This is a genomic window from Sulfurimonas sp. (genome assembly GCF_028694605.1).
GTDB lineage: Bacteria > Campylobacterota > Campylobacteria > Campylobacterales > Sulfurimonadaceae > Sulfurimonas.
The window spans coordinates 116,422-136,567 of the sequence record NZ_JAQVKP010000005.1 but is presented as its reverse complement, the minus strand read 5'-3'; the positions used below and the strand labels follow the sequence as shown (position 1 = coordinate 136,567).

The following is a 20,146-nucleotide window of genomic DNA, read 5'->3' as shown; positions in this document are numbered from 1 at the left end:
CTCATAACGGGGCGGTCAAGTGTTCAAGTCACTTAGAACCCACCACTTACAAATTCCCCAAACATCGAACTTTCAAAGTATAAAATCAAAAGCAAAAATTTAAGTTAAAAACAGCTTATCCCACTTTTAAATTAATTTTTTTAGAATACAATTGCGTCATGATGATGACTGAACTTATAAATATTGTTATAGATTGTCGTGAGCTTTTTTTACAAGGGTATCACGCAGATAAAAAGGTGCGCTACAAGGGTACGGTTGATCTTGTTACCGAGTATGATGTGGCAATTGAAGAGCGTTTGAGTAAAAATTTACAAAAGGTGTTTACAGATTTTGAGATTGTTGGAGAGGAGAGTACAAAGGAGATTGTACATCCTAGAAAAGCGATTTATATTGACCCAATTGATGGGACGACAAATTTTGTTCATAGTCTGCCATTTTGTGCTATCTCTGTAGGAATCTGGGAAGATGGCAAACCTCTTGCGGGAGTAGTTTACAATCCTGTTTTAGATGAGTGTTTTAGTGCAGAATGCGGCAAAGGTGCATTTTTGAACGGCAAGCAAATTTATGTATCAAAGGAGCCTGATTTGCAGCGCTCTCTTATCGTGACGGGGTTTCCTTATACCAAAGTTACGAAAGGGAAAGATTATGAGTGGGTGCTTAAAACAATGGCAAATCTGCTTCCTTTGACAAGAGATATTCGTAGAACTGGTGCTGCTTCAATAGACTTGTGTTATGTTGCATGCGGCAAGTTTGAGGCGTACTATGAGTGCAATCTTAAACCTTGGGATGTGGCGGCGGGGATACTGGTTGTCACAGAGGCGCTTGGAAAGATATCCAATGAAAAAGGCGATGAGTACAGCCTTGATGACCATATCATACTAAGCAGCAACGGCTTGGTGCATGATGCCGTACTCAAGCAGATAGAGACATAACCGTTCTATCTTTTCTCGCCATTTATTTAATGAGAAAACAGATATCTTTTTGCTAAAATCATGGGATTATACTAAAGAGAAAGAGAGAGCCTTTGAAAAATTGCACTTCTATTGCGATTGGCGGATTTGATGGGATGCATATAGGGCATCAGCAACTTTTTAACGCACTTGATAAAGATGGAGTAGTAGTTGTTATAGAGACAGGCTATGCAAATCTTACTCCAAAAAAAGAGCGTGAGCATTTTTCGCATTTTCCGCTTGTTTATCTTGAGTTAGAGAGCATCCGTCATTTAAGCGGAGAAAAGTTTATAGCTTTTTTAAAAGAGAAATTTCCAAAACTCAAAAAGATAGTTGTCGGGTATGATTTTCACTTTGGAAAAGATAGAAAATATTCGCACAGAGAGCTAAAAGAGCTTTTTGACGGAGAGGTTATAGTAGTAGAAGAGGTCTGCTTACACAGTGACTCTGTTCACTCCCACAAGATTAGAGCCAAGCTTCAAATTGGAGATATTATAGGAGCTAACGCTTTTTTAGGACATAACTATACTGTAAAAGGGGATATTGTCTCAGGGCAGGGCATAGGCAAAAAAGAGCTTGTAGCTACCATAAACATAGAAGCAGAAGGGTTTTTAATGCCAAAAGAGGGTGTTTATGCGACACTAACCCGCATTGATGATGAGGAGCACTTTCATCCCTCGGTCTCTTTTGTAGGTCACAGAGTAACAACGGATGGAAGTTTTGCTCTTGAGAGCCATATCCTTGATGGCGAGGTATCGTGCAAAGAGAGGGCAAGCATCAGTTTTGTCAACTTTATACGAGAAAACAAAAAATTTGCATCGCTTGAAGAGTTAAAAAAGGCGATAAAAAAAGACATATTAATCGCTTCAAAGGAGCTAAAATTTCTACAGTTATAAATGAGTTAGATAGAGAATATCTACTAAGCACGCAGGATATAGACTTTAAATTTTATCAAAATGAGAGGGATTTCGTGGTTGATGAAATTCCTATGGAAGAGTTTTTGGGCAGAGGCAATTACCTTATACTAAAGGTGCAAAAAGTTGAGCTTACTACATGGGACATGATAGCCGTATTTGCCGAGTTGCTTAATGTCCATGCCCAAAAGATAGGTTACGCAGGGCTTAAAGACAAGCATGCAACAACAACGCAGTATATTTCGCTGGAGTCGAAACATGAGAGAGCGTTGAACAACTTCCAGCACAAGCAGATAAAGATTTTAGAAAAAACAAGACATTCGCACTCCATTAGAATGGGAGATTTGGCAGGAAACAGATTTAGCATCAATCTATATGAACTTGATGCGATGGATGCCGGCAAAATAGAAAAAGTTGCTAGAAAAATTGCCAAAAGCGGACTTCCAAACTATTTTGGTTACCAGAGATTTGGGCGTGATGCGGGTAGTATAGAGCAGGCTAGAGAGATGATAAAGGGTGAACTTTTTATCGAAGATGCAAAACTTAAGAGCTTTTTGATTTCAGTTTATCAGAGCTACTACTTCAATGAGTGGTTAAGGGAGCGGGTAATGTTCAGCAAAGAGAGCGGTTCATCGGAGTTTGCGCTTCTTAGCGGTGATGTTTTTGTTGCAAAAGACGGCAAACTATCTACACCAAAGCTGATACACTCAAAAGAGTTTGCAGCAAAAAAAGTTGTTCCAACCGGGCTTTTATGCGGTAGAGATACTTTCCGTGCAAAATACGATGCTGCAGAGATAGAGAAAAAGTACGATGATGCTTTTTTGCAAGAAAAAGGAGCAAGGCGTGAAGCTCTTGTTTACCCAAGTGACATCGAGTGCAAATATGTAAAAAAAGAGACAATGTTGCAATTGTCTTTTACTATGCCAAAAGGTGCGTATGCAACTGTGTTTTTAGAGAGCATTGCAGGGAAAAACTACAGCGCAAAAGACGTAAAACAGGAAAAAAGCAGAAAAAAATAGATAAATTTTTTTCTGTATTATAAAAGTTTAATTAAAATTTTACTATAATCACACAATTTTTACGAGACAGGGAGTACACCCATGGGTGAATTGTTTACATTTTTCGGTCTAATTTCTCACGAAAAGGCCTTTATCTATATGACACATATGCTACTTGCTGCAGGTATCGCTTTGGTACTTGTAAAGATGGCTATGTCAAACTTGAAAGTAGTTCCAACAGGAGCTCAAAATGTAATGGAGGCGTACATTTCAGGCGTTCTTAAAATGGGAACGGATGTTATGGGGCAAGAAGCTGCTCGCCGTTATCTTCCTCTTGTTGCTACTATCGGTCTTTTTGTAGGTATCGCTAACCTTATCGGTGTTGTCCCTGGGTTTGAAGCGCCTACTGCGTTTTTAGAGTTTGCATTTACACTTGCTCTTGCAGTATTTGTTTACTATAACTTTGAGGGTATCCGCCGTCAAGGTGTTGTGAACTACTTCAAACACTTCTTAGGGCCTGTTTGGTGGTTATACTGGTTGATGTTCCCAATCGAAATAGTTTCTCACTTTTCTCGCCTTGTTTCCCTTAGCTTCCGTCTTTTTGGAAACGTTAAAGGGGATGATATGTTCTTGATGGTTATCTTGATGCTGGCTCCGTGGGTTCTTCCTATGATTCCTTATGCACTTCTAACTTTCATGGCATTCTTGCAAGCGTTCATTTTTATGATGCTTACTTACGTTTATATCGGTAGTGCTATCGCTGTAGAAGAGCACCACTAAAACAATACTCCATCTATGCAAAAAGAAAAATTCGACAGAATTGTAAGCTTTTTGCTTGGAGCATCATGGGCAATAGTCATCATCGGTGCAATCATCACCTTTCAGCTCTTTTCTCCTTTTGGATTTTCTTTTGCTTTTTTTATAACAGTAGCTTTTGTTGTTGTCTCATTTTTTCTTGTTTTGGCACTTGATGCATTTGCTATAAACAGAGAGAAGCTTTATGAAGCACAAAGGCAGACTGAACTTTTAGAAAAGATTTACTTCAAACACACAAAATAGCGTTCTAATGCCGATATATTGCTAAAAATAAAGATATCTTAAGATTTTTTCGTTAAAATCTGAAATATAACTTAATTTTAAGTGTAAAGGGTTTTACATGCGATATTTAATTTATTTTTTTATTTTGTCTATTTTAACTCCACTAAGCGCCAACAAGGCTGATGTTTTTCATAAAATAGAAAAAGAGTTGGACTCAATCATAGTAAAAGATTTATCAAGCAATAAAACAATTTTTAAAAAAAATGAAGAAAAGTTGGTAAGACCTGCAAGTTTGACAAAGATAATGACATCTATTTTAGCTATTGAGAGTGGCAAAATGAATGATGTAGTAACTATAACAAAACCTATGATAGATGTTGAACCTACAAAGCTTGGTTTGCAAGTAGGGGACAAAGTGAGGCTTGGTGATTTAGTGCATGTTGCACTTATACGATCTGCAAACGACGCCGCGTATTCGATTGCCTACTATTTGGGTGGAGGGAGTAAAGATACGTTTGTGGAGATGATGAACAAGAAAGCAAAAACACTTGGGATGAAGCATACAAATTTTTCAAATCCAGCCGGTTTTGATACTCCGAATCATAAAAGTACGGCATTTGATTTAATGAAGTTGACGGAATATACTATAAAAAATACTACATTTAATAAAATCGTGAATTTGAATACATATAGCTTTTCTACATTAAATACAAATAGAAAGTTTCAGGTCTATACAAGCAACAAATTAAAAAGAGCAAACAAGTATGTAGTCGGGGTAAAAACAGGCTACACAAATGAGGCTGGTGCATGTTTAATCGCAAGAGGCAAAAAAGGTGAAAAAGATGTATTGCTTGTTATGCTTAATGCAGAAAACAGATGGGTTAATGCCAAAAAAGCGCTTGATGAGTTAGTAAATGTAAAAAAAGGCGATACAATAAAACAGAAAAAGGGACATGTCTGAGCTGTTTTTGGTGTTATCTGCCATTTGAACTGTTTTCTCTGTGCAGGAGAAAATCTTTATAAAGCAAAAAGCTTTTTAAAACATAATAACCGTTCGAGAAAACTATCATAACTGGTTGCAACAAACAACCTGATTACGACCGCCTTTTTTTGCTCTATAGAGGGCTTTGTCTGCATTGTCTATGAGTGATGTGATGTCATCTTTCTCACCGCACTCAGCTACACCAAAACTCGCTGTTTTTTTACCTACCGTAGTAAAGTTAGATTCTTCGATTTTGCTTCTAAGATGTTCAGCCAAAGAGAGTGCTCCGTTATGATTCGTTTGCGGGCATATGATTATAAACTCTTCGCCGCCCCATCTGCCTACATAGTCGGTATTTCTAACGTTCTCTTTTAAAATTGCAGCAAATTCTTTTAAAATCGCATCACCGATAAGATGACCGTATGTGTCGTTTACAAGTTTAAAATAATCTACATCAATTAAAATAGCAGAAAATGTATGGTCGTATCTTTTTTTCTTTTTGAGCTCAATTTCGATTATCTCATCAATTTTTACTCTGTTGTAAACATTTGTAAGTCTGTCTGTTACATATAAACCTTCTAGCTCTTTTTTTGCCACAGAGAGTTCTTGATGGCTTTTATGGAGTTTATTGATAAAGATATTTATTGACCTTATGATTTGACCAAGCTCGTCATAAGAGACAATGCAGAGCCTTTTTTCAAAGTCAACATCACCCCTTGCTATCTCTCTTGAGTCCTCGACTATCGTATTTATCTTGTAGCGAATATCTCTATAGACGACAAAAACAATAAGTACAGATAAAATAAGCCATGCAATAAAAATAAAATTTCCATTAAGCAATAAAAAGTTTGTATCTTCATAGAGGGAGTTTCCTCTGATTGCAATCTCTTGCTTTATTTTTAGTTTTAAATTATTTAGTGATGCATAAAGAGCATCATAGTCTGCAATAATTTTTTTGGTATCATCCTCTATACTTGTGTAGCAGTTCTCATTTTCGATGATTTTTTGAGAAATATTTTTAACTTTTTCATAATAGACATCAAAAGCTACTAGCGCATCTTCAGCATCTTTTTTATAGGTACTTTTAAAAAATGTATGGAGATTTTTTCTCATCTTTTGTGCATGAATCTCTGTTGTCTCTATCCATTCTGCCTCTTTTGCAGTAACGGCACTGTTGATATCGTTTGCTATTTTTTCAAGCAAAAGTATGTTGTTGTAGGCAGTCTCTTGCAGCGGATTTAGTTTGCTGTTAAACTCTTGTACCGAGTTTTTTATATCCTGCATACTGAAAAAAGCAAAAATATAAAACGGTAACACAAGAACAAGCCCGATGGTCGGTGCAAACAAGAATTTTTTAAGAATAGAGAGCGAGTGGTAAAAGTGAAGCAGTTTGTTAGTTTTCTTCATAAATAACTTTCCACTCCTTGCGCAAATCTTTTTTGTCTATATAAGCGATAGTGTTTGGTTCTTGAAGCTTTTTGACCATCTCACCCCATTCCAATCTTTTTGCTATGGGTTTTCTCCCTGTAAAAACAAGTCTAGCCCAGTAGCTGTTATACTGAGATTCACTTTTACATAAGATGGTATTGCAAAATTCATCGTGCAGATTTTTATCGTCTGAGAGAATCGGTTTTACTTTTACGCTTTCTACTTTATCTGTTTTTGCTAAGTAAAGATATTGGACTATCTCTTTTGGAATGGCGTTTAGCTGAGATTTTTTATTTGTCACTACTACAACTTTCGCATCTATAAAACATACAAAAAGCAGTAGTGAGAAAATAATTTTCATACGCCAAGCCCACTCAAAATATAAAATCCAACGCAAATGAGAAAACATTCAGCTTTTGAGGTTTTTGCAGAGAGCTTAAGTGGTAGCTTCCGTAATCGCCTTTTGGTACAACATGCTCATACTGAAATTTTAAATCAAAGTTTTCATCAATAAAGTATTTTACGCCGATTGTTTTTGATGATTGTGCCAGATTTTGAGCATGAAGTAGGGCATCTAAGGCAGCTACACCCGTATTTGCTTCATAGGTAGGTACATCCATTTTACTTTTTGCGTATGTTATAAAAGGGATAAACTTGTCAAAACTATACCCCAATGTAGCATAGTAGCCATGAACATCCGCAAAAAAACTAGGAATTTTTCTATGTCCGCATTCTGTAGAAAATAGAATGTTGTTGTAGTCCAAAAACAGTCCAACACCCATATACTCAGATGATGTATCCTTAAATTCATACTTATCTGCCAGCTCATTTAGTCCAAACGCACGTAAACCACTAAAGAGCTGTTCCAAAGAAGCGTTTGATGCGGTTATATCGGCGTTTAAGTATGTAAATCTGGCTTGAAGTGCAGTTGTTCCAAATGTGATGTTTAAGGAATACAAATCATCAACTTCTACATTTGCTTTTTGGTTGAGCGAATGGATGGGAACGGTTAGTTCTGCACTGCCGTAATTTGCCTGAAGTGTGTAAAAATATCTATCTATGATATTTGAGTAAATGACTTCAATACCGTTGTAGGATGAAAAAGGAACTTGGCCGTAAACTTCAACGCTTTCTCTTATCATAAGATTTGAGTATCCTACATTGAGGTTATCGGAATTTTTATAGTAAGGCGTTCTAATTCTTCCGATTTTAACTATAACGTTTTCGCCTGAATCATACTTTAGATATCCCCAGTCAATTTTTGCTTTTACTTCGTCATTGTAGTTGTTATTTACTATGCCTTGAAGCAAAAGAGAAAATTTTTCATTGATGTAAAGTGAAGTTTGCAGGCCGATGAGGGTGTCTGTTTTAAAACTCAAATCATCTGATGAACCATCTTTTTGGAAGATGTCTTTTCTATATATATAATTACTGTTGTCATTATACACGCCGCCTATCGTTCCGAAAGTTTTTATGTCAAACTCACTTGAATAAACAGATGTTGCTAACAAAAAAATACAAATTTTGTAAAATAAACGTTTTATTTTCATAGTAAAAAATTATACTACAAAATTTACATTTTGTAATGTTTATGAAACTTAAAAGCATTAATTGGATAAAATCCTCCTAATATTGCCATTTTTATCAAGGAAAACTATGTTTGAAGTAGTTATCGGACTTGAAGTCCATGTTCAGCTCAACACAAAAACAAAACTTTTTTGCTCTTGCCCTACCAGCTTTAACCACAAACAAAATACCAACACATGCCCGACATGTCTCGCACTCCCCGGCGCACTTCCCGTTTTAAACAAAGAGGTGCTTCATAAATCTGTTATGTTTGGTACGGCGATTGATGCTACCATTAACCAAACCTCTTATTTTGACAGAAAAAGCTACTTTTATCCTGATAGCCCCTCTGCATACCAGATTACACAGCTCTACACTCCTGTGGTTGAGCATGGGAAGTTGCGCATAGACTTTGAAGACGGCTCACACAAGGTTATCCGTATCAACCGTGCGCATATAGAAGCGGATGCGGGAAAAAATATCCATGACGGCGCTATCTCAAAAGTCGATTTGAACCGCGCGGGAACGCCGCTTTTAGAGATTGTCAGCGAGCCTGATTTAAGAAGTGCAGATGAGGTAACACTTTATCTTAAAAAACTTCACTCCATCATCCGTTATCTTGATATAGGCGATGCAAACATGCAAGAGGGGTCGTTTCGTGTTGACGTAAACGTTTCTATCCGTCCGAGGGGTGATGAGAAGCTCTACACTCGTGTCGAGATAAAAAATATCAACTCATTTCGCTTTATCCAAAAAGCTATAGAAGTTGAAGTTGAACGTCAGATAGAGGCTTGGGAAGATAGAGTTTACGAAAAAGAGATAGTTCAAGAGACACGCCTTTTCGACCAGATAAGACAAGAGACACGCTCTATGAGAGGCAAGGAAGAGGCGGCTGACTATCGTTACTTTCCTGAGCCGGACTTGCTTAAAGCGGTAATCACCGATGATATGATGAAAGAGTTTAGCGTGATTCCTGAGCTTCCAGATGAGAAAATGGAGCGTTTCGTGCGTGATTACGGCATGAATGAGTACAATGCAAGTGTACTGACATCGGCTGTAGAGATGGCGCACTACTTTGAGAGTATGATGGAAGAGGGTATTAGTGCTAAAAATGCGCTTACATGGCTAACGGTAGAGCTTCTTGGAAGATTTAAGGGTGAAGTCAACATCACAAATTCTCCGGTAGAAGCAAAAAAACTAGCTCTTTTGGTAAAAAGAATTGAGGATGGTACTATAAGCGGCAAAGCGGCAAAAGAGGTACTTGACTCTCTTATGGAAAAAGGCGGCGATGTGGATTCTACGATTGAGGCATTGGGGCTTAAGCAGGTAAGCGACACAGGTGCGCTTGAGGCAATCTGCGATACGGTTATCGCTGCCAACACTGACAAAGTGACAGAGTACAAAAGCGGAAAAGATAAACTTTTTGGTTTCTTTGTCGGTCAAGTAATGAAAGAGTCCAAAGGAAGTGCAAATCCTGCAACAGTAAACGAGATACTTAAAGCAAAGCTGGGGTAGATGAATTTTTTTACAAGATTAGCGGTCGATTTTGCCTATTTTTTACATTCGTCCCAATCTTACCAGAGTAAGAAGCGTTTTATTTATGATATTTTAGAAAACGACAAATACCACTATAAAAAATACTTTGATATCTTTATGATAATGCTTATTTTTTTAAGTGTTGCCATTTTGATAGTGGAAGTAAAATCTGAGATAAATATCTATCTAAAGATTTTTAACATCTATGTTATCTCTTTTATATTTCTTGTTGAGTATGCTTTAAGGTTTTGGATAAGCAGCAGTGTTAGCGAAATTATCATCAAAAAGAGCGAACAAGCTGTTTCTCTTGGCAGAAAGTTTTATCTCTACAAAGCACTTTTAGGTGCCGCCAAAGAGAAGTTGCGGTTTGTTTTGTCCATAAAAGCAATCATAGATTTGCTTGCCATCTTGCCGCTTTTTCATGAACTGCGATTATTGCGCCTTTTCGTTGTTTTTAGGGTTTTTAAATTCTTTCGCTATACAAAAAGTTTTCAAGTTTTTGCTTCTGTGCTTGCTACGAAAAAATTTGAGTTTTTTATTCTTTTTATCTTCTCATCCATTGTTGTTTTTGTCTCTTCCGTGCTTGTTTATATTATGGAAGCACAAAACCCAAAATCTCCAATCAATACTCTTTTCGATTCCATTTATTGGTCTGTAGTAACGATAGCGACGGTTGGTTATGGTGACATTGTTGCTGTAACAACAGAGGGGAGAATGGTGGCGATTTTTGTCATCATCACCGGTGTCTCAGTTTTGGCATTTATGACATCCATCGTTGTCTCCGCTTTTACTGAAAAACTTGATGAAGTTAGAGAGATACGAACAGTTGACACTATCCGAGAATTGAAATATTTTTATCTTATCTGCGGCTATGAAAGTGTGGCACAAGAGGTTGTGAAAAAACTCAAAAGCTCTAAAATAAGCATTATTGTTTTGGATGAAGATGTACAAAGAGTTGAAAATGCGAAAAAAGATGGACTAATAGCGATTAATTATGACCCTGGAAATGTTGAGAGTTATCAAAAACTAGGCATAGATATCAATTTGCAAGTTAAGACGATTCTTTGCTTGCGAGAGAGTGATGTTGAAAATGTTTACACTACGCTCACTGTGCGTTCTATCAGCAAAGATGTCAACATTATATCTCTGCTTATGGACGATGCAAATAGAAAAAAGCTAAATTTTGCAGGTGCAAATGAGATATTTTATCCAAAAGGGCTTGTCGGGATGATTGCAAAGGAGCTTACAGGGCGACCCGTTGCTTTTGAAGTTATTCATGCGCTTCGCAATGACTATTATGGTGTGGATGTAGAAGAGATTTTGGTAGATGAGAGAATGAGCCAAAATATACTCTACGTAAGTGAGTTAAACTGTGCTAAATTTAGAATTATCTTGCTTGGGATTTATAAAAAAAGCACAAAGAGATTTTTCTTTAACCCCATAGAAGATACGATGATTGAGAGCGGTGATTACTTGCTTGTTATAGGAAATCACGCCTTCATGGGAGAGTTTGAAAAATATCTGCATAAGAAGATAAGACGATGAAACAAAAAACAGCTCTCATTTTTGGCTACAATGATTATGCGCTTGAGATTGCTAAAAATCTTAAAAACGGATATGAAAAAATTATCATCTATACTCTTGAGAGTGATGCAAAGATGATATATGAAAATCATGAAATTGAGGTAAGAAGTTTTGATTTGAGTGATAACTGGAGCAACATCGATGAGTATATCGATAAAGAAAGCTCTATTGCATTTTGCGTACTAGAAGATAGTGCGGAAAATATCTTTTTGACTATCTCACTTCGCTCTACTTTTGCAGATTTAAACATTATAGCACTCTCAAACAACAAACAAACGGCAAGCAAACTCCAAATGGCGGGTGCCAACAAGGTAATTCCGCTTGTGCAAACAACAGCTGAAATGATTGATGAGATGTTGCAAAAGCCCATTGTTAAGGAAGTTTTTCATACTATTTTGTTTGAAAGCGGCGCACTCAAGATAGCACAGGTCAAAATCAACGAACATAACGCATATATCGGCAAGGGGATTGCTGAGATAGACTGGAGTATAAAGTATGGTGTGGTGGTTTTGGCACTTGTGAACAAAGATATGAGTAGTGAATTTATCTATTCGCACAAAATAAAGCACCATATCATTGATAAAGATGACCTCTTTATTATTGTGGGATATGCAAAAGACATCAAAGAGTTTGAAAATATGACAGGGAGCAGATGTGACTAAAGTAGGAGTGATTGGGGCAGGGAAGTGGGGGAGTGCTTTGGCTTTTGCCTTGAGCGAGAGGTGTGAGGTTTTTATTACCTCAAGAACGCCAAGAGAGCTGAAAAACTTTGTATCACTTGATGAGATTTTAAAAATGGAGTATCTCGTCATCGCCATTCCTGCCCAGCAAATCGCTTCATGGCTTAGAGAAAATTTTATCTACGCCAACCAAAAAATATTGGTTGCCTCAAAGGGCATAGAAGCGACTACGGGAAGATTTTTAAATGAGATTTATGATGCCTATGTTCCACAAGAGAACATCGCGTTTTTGTCGGGTCCATCTTTTGCCGCAGAAGTTATGCGCTCACTTCCAACGGCACTGGTTGTTAACTCCACAAATGAGGAGTTGAGTAAAACTTTTGCTTCACTTTTCCCCTCTTTTATCAAAACATATATCTCTAGCGATGTCGTAGGTGCGGAGGTTGCAGGAGCGTATAAAAACGTTATCGCTATAGCAGCGGGCATTTGTGAGGGTTTGGGGCTTGGTAAAAACGCAGCGGCTTCACTTATCGCAAGAGGGCTTGTCGAGATGCACCGTTTCGGTCTCTCTTACGGAGCAAAAGATGAAACATTTATAGGGCTTAGCGGGGCAGGGGACCTTTTCTTGACGGCATCATCAACTATGAGCAGAAACTTTCGTGTAGGACTTGGCATCGCCAAAGGAAAACCGCTTGATGAGATACTAGAAGAACTAGGAGAAGTCGCAGAGGGCATAGGTACGGCATACGCACTTTACGCTATCGCTCAGGAAAAAAATCTCTATCTACCCATAGCGCGCGAGGTTTACAATATGCTAGAAGGCTTAGACCCACACGTAAGCCTCCGCAATTTTCTTGCAAATTAGAATTTTTTCTCTAAGATGTAAGTGGAAATCATCCTGATTTCTTCTTCTGTTACTTTTCCTTTGAGTGAAGGCATAACACCAAACTTTTCTTTTGTCTCTCTTGGAAATAGCATCTTGTCTTCTGTCGGAGAAAAAGCATAATCAACGATATATTTGATTTTATCTTCCTCTTTTTCGTACTTCTCTCTTGCTTTTTTAGCAATCGCCCAGTAAGGAGGTGCTTTCATACTGCTTAATTTCTCTTTTGTTATCTCACCCATAAGATGGCACTCACCGCATTTAGCAACCGCAAGAGCCTCTACAGCCGCATCTGAAGCACAAACAATAGAGAAAACGCCGAGCATCAAAGATAAACCAACTATTTTTTTCATGATAAAACCTTCTATAAATTCGAATAATCAGGATTATAACATAGAATTATTAAAAGAGTGCAAGTTTTTTTTAGAGGTGTCCTTATTACCGCACCGACAAATAAACTTAACTTTTGATGATATAATTTTCAGCTAAAATTTTACAAAAAAAGGAGTATTGCATGGTTGTCCATATCGTTATGTTTAAATTTAAAGAAGAAAACAAAGAAGCAAATATCCAAGCGGTTGCGATGAGGCTAAACGCACTTGTTGCACTTGTTCCATCACTCAAATCTATGGAAGTAGGGGTAAACTTTACAAACTCCGAGAGGGCTTTTGACCTCTCTCTTTACTCTACTTTTGAGACTAAAGAAGACCTTGACGCTTATGCCATCCACCCAGAACATCTCAAAGTGGTAGAGTTTATAAAGTCTGTGACTTTGGAGTCAAAAGTGGTTGACTATATTTTATAAAGCTAAAGGGCACCTCTAAATGCTAGAATTGCGAAAAAATTAAATCCTAAAGGCAGTTTTATGGTAATGACGATTGTAGGAATCTATACGCTTTTTGTACTTCTAACTATGTATATCAGCGTGATGCAGATAGGTTATGTAAACCAAGCAAAACGAGGCAAAGCAGTACTTTTAAGTGAAAGTGAGTTTATAAAAGCCGGAAATTACAGTGTTGCCAAAGAGAAGATGAGCATAGCTTCGGCATTTGTGGAGTATGTCGCTTTTTTGTTTTGGGTCGGTTTTGGGATAAAGTTTTTGGAGCGTAGCGTTTATTTTGAGAGCGAGGCACTTCTTAGTGTTGGCATCGTTATGGGTTTTTTAGTTATAAATTCTCTCGTTTCTCTTCCTTTTGGCTATTATGAGAAGTTTGTGCTAGATACAAAGTTTGGTTTTAACAAATCAACCATGAAGCAGTGGGTCAAAGATACGCTTATCTCTTTTGCCATGACGCTTCTTTTTGGCTCGCTTGTGGTGTGGGGTATTTATGCCATCATCTCCAATTTTGCACTCTGGTGGCTATGGAGTTTTCTCTTTATTTTTGGGGTTGTTGTTCTTGTCAATATGCTCTTTCCAACCTTTCGTGCACTCTTTTTCGATAAACTAACACCCCTTCAAAACGAGGAACTCGATACGCAGATAAAAGAGTTGATGGATAGAACAGGTTTTGTCAGTTCCGGCGTTTTTGTGAGCGATGCAAGTAAAAGAGATGCAAGACTAAATGCCTATTTTGGCGGGCTTGGCAAGACGAAAAGAGTGGTGCTTTTTGATACGCTTATAGAAAAACTGACCACAAAAGAGCTTTTGGCGGTTTTGGGACATGAGCTTGGACACTTTGCGCATGGCGATATCTACAAAAATATCGCTATGGTGGGTGTGATGCTCTTTGGGATGTTTGCGCTATTTGGCAATCTTCCATCCTCGCTCTATGCAGAGCTTGGTATCAAAGAGGCTCCTTATGCGATTATGATTTTGTTGCTTCTTTTTATGCCCGTTCTTGGCTTTTTGATGATGCCGCTTATGGGAGTTGTAAGCAGACGCAACGAATATGCGGCGGACAGGATGGGAAGTGAGCTTGGCGGAGCAGCAGGAGCGATTGAGCTTGCAAATGCACTCACAAAGCTTGTCAATGAGAACAAAAGTTTTCCGCTTTCCCATCCGCTTTATATCTTTTTTCACTACACCCATCCGCCGGTTTTAGAGCGTCTCAAAGAGCTTGGCGTGGCACTGGATGGAACTGATAAAAGTGCTTTAGGGGCGGCATGTCAAGCAGATATCTAGTCAAAGATGCTCTTAGAGAGATTGCACAAACTCTTGCTCATATACAGAGGGCTTCAAGAGAAGCGCAACTGCTTTTGATGTATCATCTGGATGTGGATGAGCTTTGGCTTTTGACGCACCAAGAAGATGAGGTTAAAGAGAGAGAGATGCTTTTGGAGTGGGTAGGGCGCAGAGCTAAAAATGAGCCGCTGGAGTACATAACACAGAGGGTGAGTTTTTACAGTGAGGAGTTTTTTATCGCCAAAGGCGCACTCATCCCACGCCCTGAGACTGAGCTTCTTATAGATGAGGTTTTAAAAAACATTGAAGACAAAAGCGCACCGCTTACTATTGCAGAAGTGGGAGTGGGCAGCGGAATCATATCTATCATGCTTGCAAAGTTTTTACCAAATGCAAGATTTATAGCGGTGGATATCTCCAAAGATGCTCTTGTTATCGCACAAAAAAATATCCAAAAGTTTGGACTTACGGATAGAATCGAGTTAAGAGAGGGTTCACTTTTACAACCCATAACTGAACATATAGACTATCTTGTCTCCAACCCTCCCTATATTGCAAATGCTGCCACACTAGAATCAAACCTCTCCTATGAGCCGCAAAATGCACTTTTTGGAGGAGAAGATGGAGATGAGATCATCAAAGAACTTCTTGATGAACTCTTAAAGAGAGAGATTAACTTTTTTAGCTGTGAGATGGGTTATGACCAAAAAGATAAAATACGCGGCTATTTAAAAAACAGGCCCATCCAATCACTCTCTTTTTATAAAGATTACAGTGGTTTTGACAGGGGTTTTACACTAAGGTTATAATTTATGAAGCGTAATATTTATATTGATTTTGGTTATCTGCTTCTTTTGGCTGCAACTTTTGGCGCAGTTGTTGTTCTTGGTGCATTTGTCGCTCCAGTAGTTTTTAACACCCAAAATCTTCTTTACGGAGTAGAGCTGAGCAACTACAACGAGGGAGTTATCATGGCGGAGATTTTTCGCCGTTTTAGCTACTGGGTTTCTCTTGGGGCCTTTGTCATCACGGTGTATGAGATAGTTATGTACAAAAACGGACAAAGGGATGCCGTACTCTTTGGCGCTTCCGTTACTGCTATTTTTTCTGCTCTTATGTTTAGCGGAGTATATGCGCCAAAAATCATCTCCATGCAAAGGCTTGGCGAAGAGGCAACACTGAGTGACACATTTCAGAGTCTCCATCAGGCAAGTGAGCTTGATTTTAAGATTTTAGCAATAGCAATACTTATATTATTTATAAGAAGATTAATGCTTCTTAGGATAAAATAGCCTCTAAATTCTTCAAAAGAGGTGCATCTTGCTACATAAAATCCTTCTTCTTCTCCTCTCTCTTTTTCTTTCTTTGGGTGCGGAAACTTTTACAAAATCTGCCACGATTGCGCCTGAGCTGGTTCAAAAAGGGTCACAAAAAGAGTGGTGTCCCGTGTGTGGTATGAAGCTGGAAACCTACTACAAAACTTCCCATGCCGCAAAAATCCACAATCATCCGCAAAGACAGTACTGCTCTATAAGATGTTTGGCGGTAGATATGCATGAGTTCAAAATTGATACAAACGATGTGCAGGTTGTAGATGTTGTTTCGCAAAAGCTTATAAGCGCAAAAGACGCCTTTTATGTTGTCGGTTCGGATGTACTAGGAACGATGTCTAAAGTAAGCAAGCTTGCATTTAAAGATAAAGAGGCAGCAGAGGATTTTAACATGGAGCATGGCGGCGAGGTCGTTGACTTCAAAAAAGCTCTATCTATGGCACAGAGTTCGCTTGAAGCTGACATTGCAATGGTTCAGATGAAAAAAGAGAAGCAGGTTTATCCTATGGGTAAAAAAATCTTTGAGAAAAACTGCAAAAAAGAGATTGATATTCATCACTATCTGCAAATCAATGAACTCAAAGCGGATTTGGTAACAAAAAAACTCTGCGGTGAACTCGCAGAGCAGGAGCTTCAGCCACTTTCGCTTTATATGTGGGAGGTAAAAAGATTTGGTGAAGGTGCATCCAAGCAAAATATTATTCAGGTGACAAAAGATGAGAAATGCCCGATTTGCGGTATGTTTGTTTACAAGTATCCAAAATGGGCAGCGCAGATTTTTTACAAAGATACGCACTTCTCTTTTGATGGTGCAAAAGATATGATGAAGTACTATTTTGACCATAAAGACGGTATCTCCAAGATGATTGTAACTGACTACTACTCCCAAAAAACACTTGATGCGACCAAGGCGTTTTATGTCATCGGAAGCGATGTATATGGTCCTATGGGCAATGAGCTGATTCCCTTTGCTACCCAAAAAGAGGCGTCAGCTTTTAGCATGGATCACAAAGGGCATAAAGTGATTGGGTTTGAGGCAATCACAAAAAAAGAGATTGAAAAACTTGACTAATAAAAAAAGTGCTTTTTTGCTCGGGGCTTTTTTACTACTCTTTGGTTTTGTAGTGGTGGAGATTTTTTATCTCTCTTCTACAAAAAATGAAGCGGATTTTGCAAAAAAGAGAGAATTTGTTGCTACTGTAGGGCTTGCAGATTTGGCGATTTCAACAGAGGCTTCTTACATCAGACATAGAAGCATGAGCGATTTTTTTTCTATTTACCGAGACGATGGAACGCTGAGAGATTATTTTGCCTCTACTTATGTTTACAAGGCAAATGATGCGAAGTAGGATTAATTTCTATATCGTTGAGTATGCTATCAACTCGCTGTTGCGCCAAAAATATAAAACCGTTTTTGTCGCTTTGGTTTTAACGCTTCTAATTTTTCTGCTCTCATCCATATTTTTTATCACAAGCTCCATAAAATACGAACTTCATGCAACCGTAGAAGCACTCCCTGAGATTACAGTGCAAAAGATTAAAGCAGGACGGCATGACGAGATAGATGTCGCCCTCATGGATGCGATTTTAGAACTTCACGGCGTAGAGAGTGCAGTGGCAAGGGTGTGGGGGTATTACTACTTTGAAAATGCGGGGGTAAACTTTACGCTTATGGGCATAGATGAGTATGAAGAGCAGTATAAAAAATCATTTGTAGATGCTGCAACAAAGCTTGATTTTACAGGAACATCCATGCTTGTGGGTGAGGGAGTGAAACGAGTGATGGATGCGAACTACTACAAAGAGTATTTTAACTTTATCAAACCTGATGGCTCGCTCAAGCGAGTAGATATCGGCGGTGTTTTCAAAGCTCAGACTGAGCTTGAGTCTAACGATATTATCCTTATGAGTAAAGAGGGTGTGAGAGAGATTTTTGATATAAAGCAGAGCAAAGCGACCGATATCGTTGTGCGTGTAGCCAATTTCAACGAAGTGGCAACCATCGCCTCAAAAATCAAACTTCTCTATCCCGACACAAGAGTTATCACCAAGGATGATCTTAAAATCAGCTATCAAAATATCTTTGACTATAAAAGCGGTATCTTTTTGGCACTCTTTACCACTGCTCTTTTTGCTTTTTTTATCATCATCTATGACAGGGCAAGCGGACTGAGCAGCGAGCAAAAACGTGAGATTGGCATACTAAAAGCTATCGGCTGGAGAGTTGATGACGTGCTAAGAGAGAAATTTTATGAAGGTTTTATAGTCTCACTTTTTGCCTATCTTGTCGGGATTTCACTTGCACTTGCTTTTGTCTATATCTTTCATGCACCGCTTTTACGGGAGATTTTTTCCGGCTATTCGCAGCTCAAAACATCTTTTGCACTCCCTTTTGTGCTAGATGTGCAGACACTTGCACTTCTCTTTTTTCTTACAGTGCCGCTCTACATTGCTGCTATCATCATTCCATCATGGAGAAGCGCAACACTTGAAGCAGATGAGGTAATACGCTAATGATACGCTTGATAGATGTAGTAAAAAAGTATGAGGTAAACCAAAACGAGAGCGTAATTGCGCTTGATAATATCAATCTTGAGATAAAAAAAGGAGAGGTTGTCGTACTGAGAGGATCAAGCGGGAGCGGAAAGAGTACGATTCTCTCGCTTGTTGCCGCACTCAGCAAACCCACAAGCGGCGAGGTGGTTGTAGCAGATGAGCGAATCTCCAAACTTCCCGATAGTTTTGCTTCTGATTTTAGGCGCAACACCATAGGGTTTGTTTTTCAAAAGTACAACCTTATACCAACGCTTAGTGTGGAAGAAAATATCATTCTGCCGCTTGTACCGATAAATCTTGATGCCAAAGAGATAAAAGCGAAACTTGAGCGTGTTTTGGGGATGTTTCATATAGCGCACAAGGCAAAACAGCTTGTCAAAAACCTATCAGGCGGTGAGCAGCAGCGAGTGGCGATTGCCAGAGCAAACATCAACAACCCGCAAATCATCCTCGCCGATGAGCCAACCGCAAACCTCGACTCCAAGCTCTCACTCTCCTTTGTAGAGATAGTGGGAGAGCTTAAAGCAGAGGGAAAAACCATTGTTATAGCGACACATGATCCTCTTTTCTTTGGACTTGATGTTGTCGATAGAGAGATAGAGATTTCTCAAGGAAAGATTCTCTAATGCTTCTTACCCCCGAAGTTCTCGCCATTCTCATACTCAACCTACTCTTTGGGTTGTTTGGCGCAGTCGCATTTGTGCTAAGCTTTAGGATATTTTTAAAATGGGATGCCGATGCAACCACTCCGCTGCAATATAGCCTTGAAAAACAGAGTTTTCTGGCGGCAACCATCATCAAGTATATCTTTAGTGTCAAAGTACCGCTTTTTGCCTTTTTTATCTTTACACTTGACAAAATATCTGGCGTTATTACCGGTGCCATGTGTGCTGCGGGAGTTGTGGATGCCACGCAAAGCGGGATGTATCTTATAGCTCTCAAAATCATCAACCTCTATCTTTTTGCTTCTTGGCTCAAACTCCATAGTATAGATATGAGTGACAAAAATCAACCCTACACAAAGCTAAAATTTGGACTTTTTTTAGCATTCTTTCTATCTCTTTTGCTTGAACTCATACTTGATTTTAGAATGTTTCAAGATATAGAGATAGACAAGATGGTAAGTTGTTGCGGCAGTATCTATTCAAGTTCTTCCACTTCAGCACTCTCAACTCTTTTTAAGATAGACAGCTCTCTTTTGCTGCTTGCTTTTTATGGAAACTATTTTTTGATTCTTCTCTTCTTTTTTTTAAAGAAAAAGTATCTCTTTAGCATGCTCAACACTCTTTTTCTTCCTGTTTCGCTTGTATCGCTCATCCTCTTTTTTGGAACATACATATATGAGCTTCCATCGCACCGCTGCCCGTTTTGTTTTTTGCAGAGTGACTACTACTATGTCGGCTATTTTCTCTACACAGCTCTGTTTTTAGGAACATTTCACGGGATGATTATCGGTTTTATGCCAAAGGTTGCAAGTGGATATAAAATCTCACTTTTGTTTAATTCTCTTTATGTTATATTGCTGACACTTTATGTGCTGTTTTACTATATTAAAAACGGCGTTTTGTTATAAGGAAT

The 20,146-nt window shown here is 38.5% G+C and carries 23 protein-coding genes; 19 read left to right on the top strand and 4 right to left on the bottom strand.

All coding sequences use genetic code 11. The features are described 5' to 3' along the window. Nucleotides 1–161 precede the first annotated feature (161 nt). The 6 genes from PHY84_RS04570 (at nt 162) to PHY84_RS04545 (ending at nt 4,861) form a co-directional block, all read left to right on the top strand. On the top strand, nt 162–932 hold the full coding sequence (locus PHY84_RS04570; RefSeq protein WP_299858176.1) for an inositol monophosphatase family protein: 771 nt from the start codon (nt 162–164) through the stop codon (nt 930–932). 92 nt (nt 933–1,024) lie between these two features. Next, complete coding sequence (locus PHY84_RS04565; protein ID WP_299858174.1) at nt 1,025–1,846, top strand: bifunctional riboflavin kinase/FAD synthetase; 822 nt, start codon at nt 1,025–1,027, stop codon at nt 1,844–1,846. After that, nucleotides 1,807–2,883, top strand: a complete 1,077-nt coding sequence (locus tag PHY84_RS04560; protein WP_363317887.1) for a tRNA pseudouridine(13) synthase TruD — start codon at nt 1,807–1,809, stop codon at nt 2,881–2,883. Before PHY84_RS04565 ends, PHY84_RS04560 begins: the two co-directional genes overlap by 40 nt. A gap of 81 nt (nt 2,884–2,964) precedes the next feature. Then, nucleotides 2,965–3,642 (top strand): F0F1 ATP synthase subunit A, encoded by a 678-nt coding sequence (locus PHY84_RS04555; RefSeq protein ID WP_299858173.1) that lies wholly within the window; start codon nt 2,965–2,967, stop codon nt 3,640–3,642. Between the two features lie 15 nt (nt 3,643–3,657). Beyond that, complete coding sequence (locus tag PHY84_RS04550) at nt 3,658–3,921, top strand: hypothetical protein (RefSeq protein WP_299858172.1); 264 nt, start codon at nt 3,658–3,660, stop codon at nt 3,919–3,921. Nucleotides 3,922–4,018: 97 nt separating this feature from the next. Then, nucleotides 4,019–4,861: a serine hydrolase gene (locus tag PHY84_RS04545; protein WP_299858171.1), complete on the top strand. Its 843-nt coding sequence runs from the start codon at nt 4,019–4,021 to the stop codon at nt 4,859–4,861. Nucleotides 4,862–4,966: 105 nt separating this feature from the next. On the opposite strand, the gene PHY84_RS04540 is transcribed toward PHY84_RS04545, so the two are convergent. The 3 genes from PHY84_RS04540 to PHY84_RS04530 are packed head-to-tail and all read right to left on the bottom strand — an operon-like array spanning nt 4,967 to nt 7,821. Beyond that, nucleotides 4,967–6,289, bottom strand: coding sequence for a diguanylate cyclase (locus tag PHY84_RS04540; RefSeq protein WP_299858170.1), 1,323 nt, complete (start codon nt 6,287–6,289; stop codon nt 4,967–4,969). Beyond that, entirely contained in the window at nt 6,276–6,671 is a 396-nt protein-coding gene (locus PHY84_RS04535; RefSeq protein WP_299858169.1) for a hypothetical protein, read from the bottom strand. The genes PHY84_RS04540 and PHY84_RS04535 overlap by 14 nt, the downstream gene beginning before the upstream one ends. Before the next feature lie 13 nt (nt 6,672–6,684). Further along, a complete protein-coding gene (locus tag PHY84_RS04530) occupies nt 6,685–7,821 on the bottom strand; it encodes a hypothetical protein (protein WP_299858168.1) in 1,137 nt (378 codons plus the stop codon). A 145-nt stretch (nt 7,822–7,966) separates the two neighbouring features. Between PHY84_RS04530 and gatB the strand changes: the two genes are divergently transcribed. From gatB to PHY84_RS04510, 4 genes are read left to right on the top strand one after another with little or no spacing between them, the layout of a single operon-like run. Then, nucleotides 7,967–9,391 (top strand): Asp-tRNA(Asn)/Glu-tRNA(Gln) amidotransferase subunit GatB, encoded by a 1,425-nt coding sequence (gatB, locus tag PHY84_RS04525; RefSeq protein WP_299858167.1) that lies wholly within the window; start codon nt 7,967–7,969, stop codon nt 9,389–9,391. Then, a complete protein-coding gene (locus tag PHY84_RS04520) occupies nt 9,392–10,957 on the top strand; it encodes an ion transporter (RefSeq protein WP_299858166.1) in 1,566 nt (521 codons plus the stop codon). Further along, nucleotides 10,954–11,658, top strand: a complete 705-nt coding sequence (locus PHY84_RS04515; RefSeq protein WP_299858164.1) for an NAD-binding protein — start codon at nt 10,954–10,956, stop codon at nt 11,656–11,658. Before PHY84_RS04520 ends, PHY84_RS04515 begins: the two co-directional genes overlap by 4 nt. Continuing rightward, nucleotides 11,651–12,541, top strand: coding sequence for an NAD(P)H-dependent glycerol-3-phosphate dehydrogenase (locus tag PHY84_RS04510; protein WP_299858163.1), 891 nt, complete (start codon nt 11,651–11,653; stop codon nt 12,539–12,541). Before PHY84_RS04515 ends, PHY84_RS04510 begins: the two co-directional genes overlap by 8 nt. Here the strand turns inward: PHY84_RS04510 and PHY84_RS04505 are convergent. Then, nucleotides 12,538–12,912, bottom strand: a complete 375-nt coding sequence (locus PHY84_RS04505; protein ID WP_299858162.1) for a c-type cytochrome — start codon at nt 12,910–12,912, stop codon at nt 12,538–12,540. The genes PHY84_RS04510 and PHY84_RS04505 overlap by 4 nt on opposite strands. 161 nt (nt 12,913–13,073) lie before the next feature. On the opposite strand from PHY84_RS04505, the gene PHY84_RS04500 reads away from it, so the two are divergent. The 9 genes from PHY84_RS04500 to PHY84_RS04460 are packed head-to-tail and all read left to right on the top strand — an operon-like array spanning nt 13,074 to nt 20,141. Next, the gene (locus tag PHY84_RS04500) at nt 13,074–13,364 is read left to right on the top strand and encodes a Dabb family protein (protein ID WP_299858161.1); all 291 of its coding nucleotides are present in this window, start codon (nt 13,074–13,076) and stop codon (nt 13,362–13,364) included. Between the two features lie 60 nt (nt 13,365–13,424). After that, nucleotides 13,425–14,681, top strand: coding sequence for a M48 family metallopeptidase (locus PHY84_RS04495; protein ID WP_299858160.1), 1,257 nt, complete (start codon nt 13,425–13,427; stop codon nt 14,679–14,681). After that, a complete protein-coding gene (prmC, locus tag PHY84_RS04490; RefSeq protein ID WP_299858159.1) occupies nt 14,663–15,490 on the top strand; it encodes a peptide chain release factor N(5)-glutamine methyltransferase in 828 nt (275 codons plus the stop codon). Before PHY84_RS04495 ends, prmC begins: the two co-directional genes overlap by 19 nt. A 3-nt stretch (nt 15,491–15,493) precedes the next feature. Then, nucleotides 15,494–15,973 carry a DUF4149 domain-containing protein gene (locus PHY84_RS04485; protein WP_299858158.1) on the top strand — a complete coding sequence of 160 codons (480 nt, stop codon included), beginning with the start codon at nt 15,494–15,496 and terminating at the stop codon, nt 15,971–15,973. Nucleotides 15,974–16,001: 28 nt separating this feature from the next. Then, nucleotides 16,002–17,084: a nitrous oxide reductase accessory protein NosL gene (locus tag PHY84_RS04480; protein WP_299858157.1), complete on the top strand. Its 1,083-nt coding sequence runs from the start codon at nt 16,002–16,004 to the stop codon at nt 17,082–17,084. Beyond that, complete coding sequence (locus tag PHY84_RS04475; protein ID WP_299858156.1) at nt 17,077–17,361, top strand: hypothetical protein; 285 nt, start codon at nt 17,077–17,079, stop codon at nt 17,359–17,361. Before PHY84_RS04480 ends, PHY84_RS04475 begins: the two co-directional genes overlap by 8 nt. Beyond that, a complete protein-coding gene (locus PHY84_RS04470) occupies nt 17,351–18,526 on the top strand; it encodes an FtsX-like permease family protein (RefSeq protein WP_299858155.1) in 1,176 nt (391 codons plus the stop codon). Before PHY84_RS04475 ends, PHY84_RS04470 begins: the two co-directional genes overlap by 11 nt. Further along, nucleotides 18,526–19,194, top strand: a complete 669-nt coding sequence (locus tag PHY84_RS04465) for an ABC transporter ATP-binding protein (protein WP_299858154.1) — start codon at nt 18,526–18,528, stop codon at nt 19,192–19,194. Before PHY84_RS04470 ends, PHY84_RS04465 begins: the two co-directional genes overlap by 1 nt. Next, complete coding sequence (locus PHY84_RS04460) at nt 19,194–20,141, top strand: hypothetical protein (RefSeq protein ID WP_299858153.1); 948 nt, start codon at nt 19,194–19,196, stop codon at nt 20,139–20,141. Before PHY84_RS04465 ends, PHY84_RS04460 begins: the two co-directional genes overlap by 1 nt. Nucleotides 20,142–20,146: the final 5 nt, after the last annotated feature.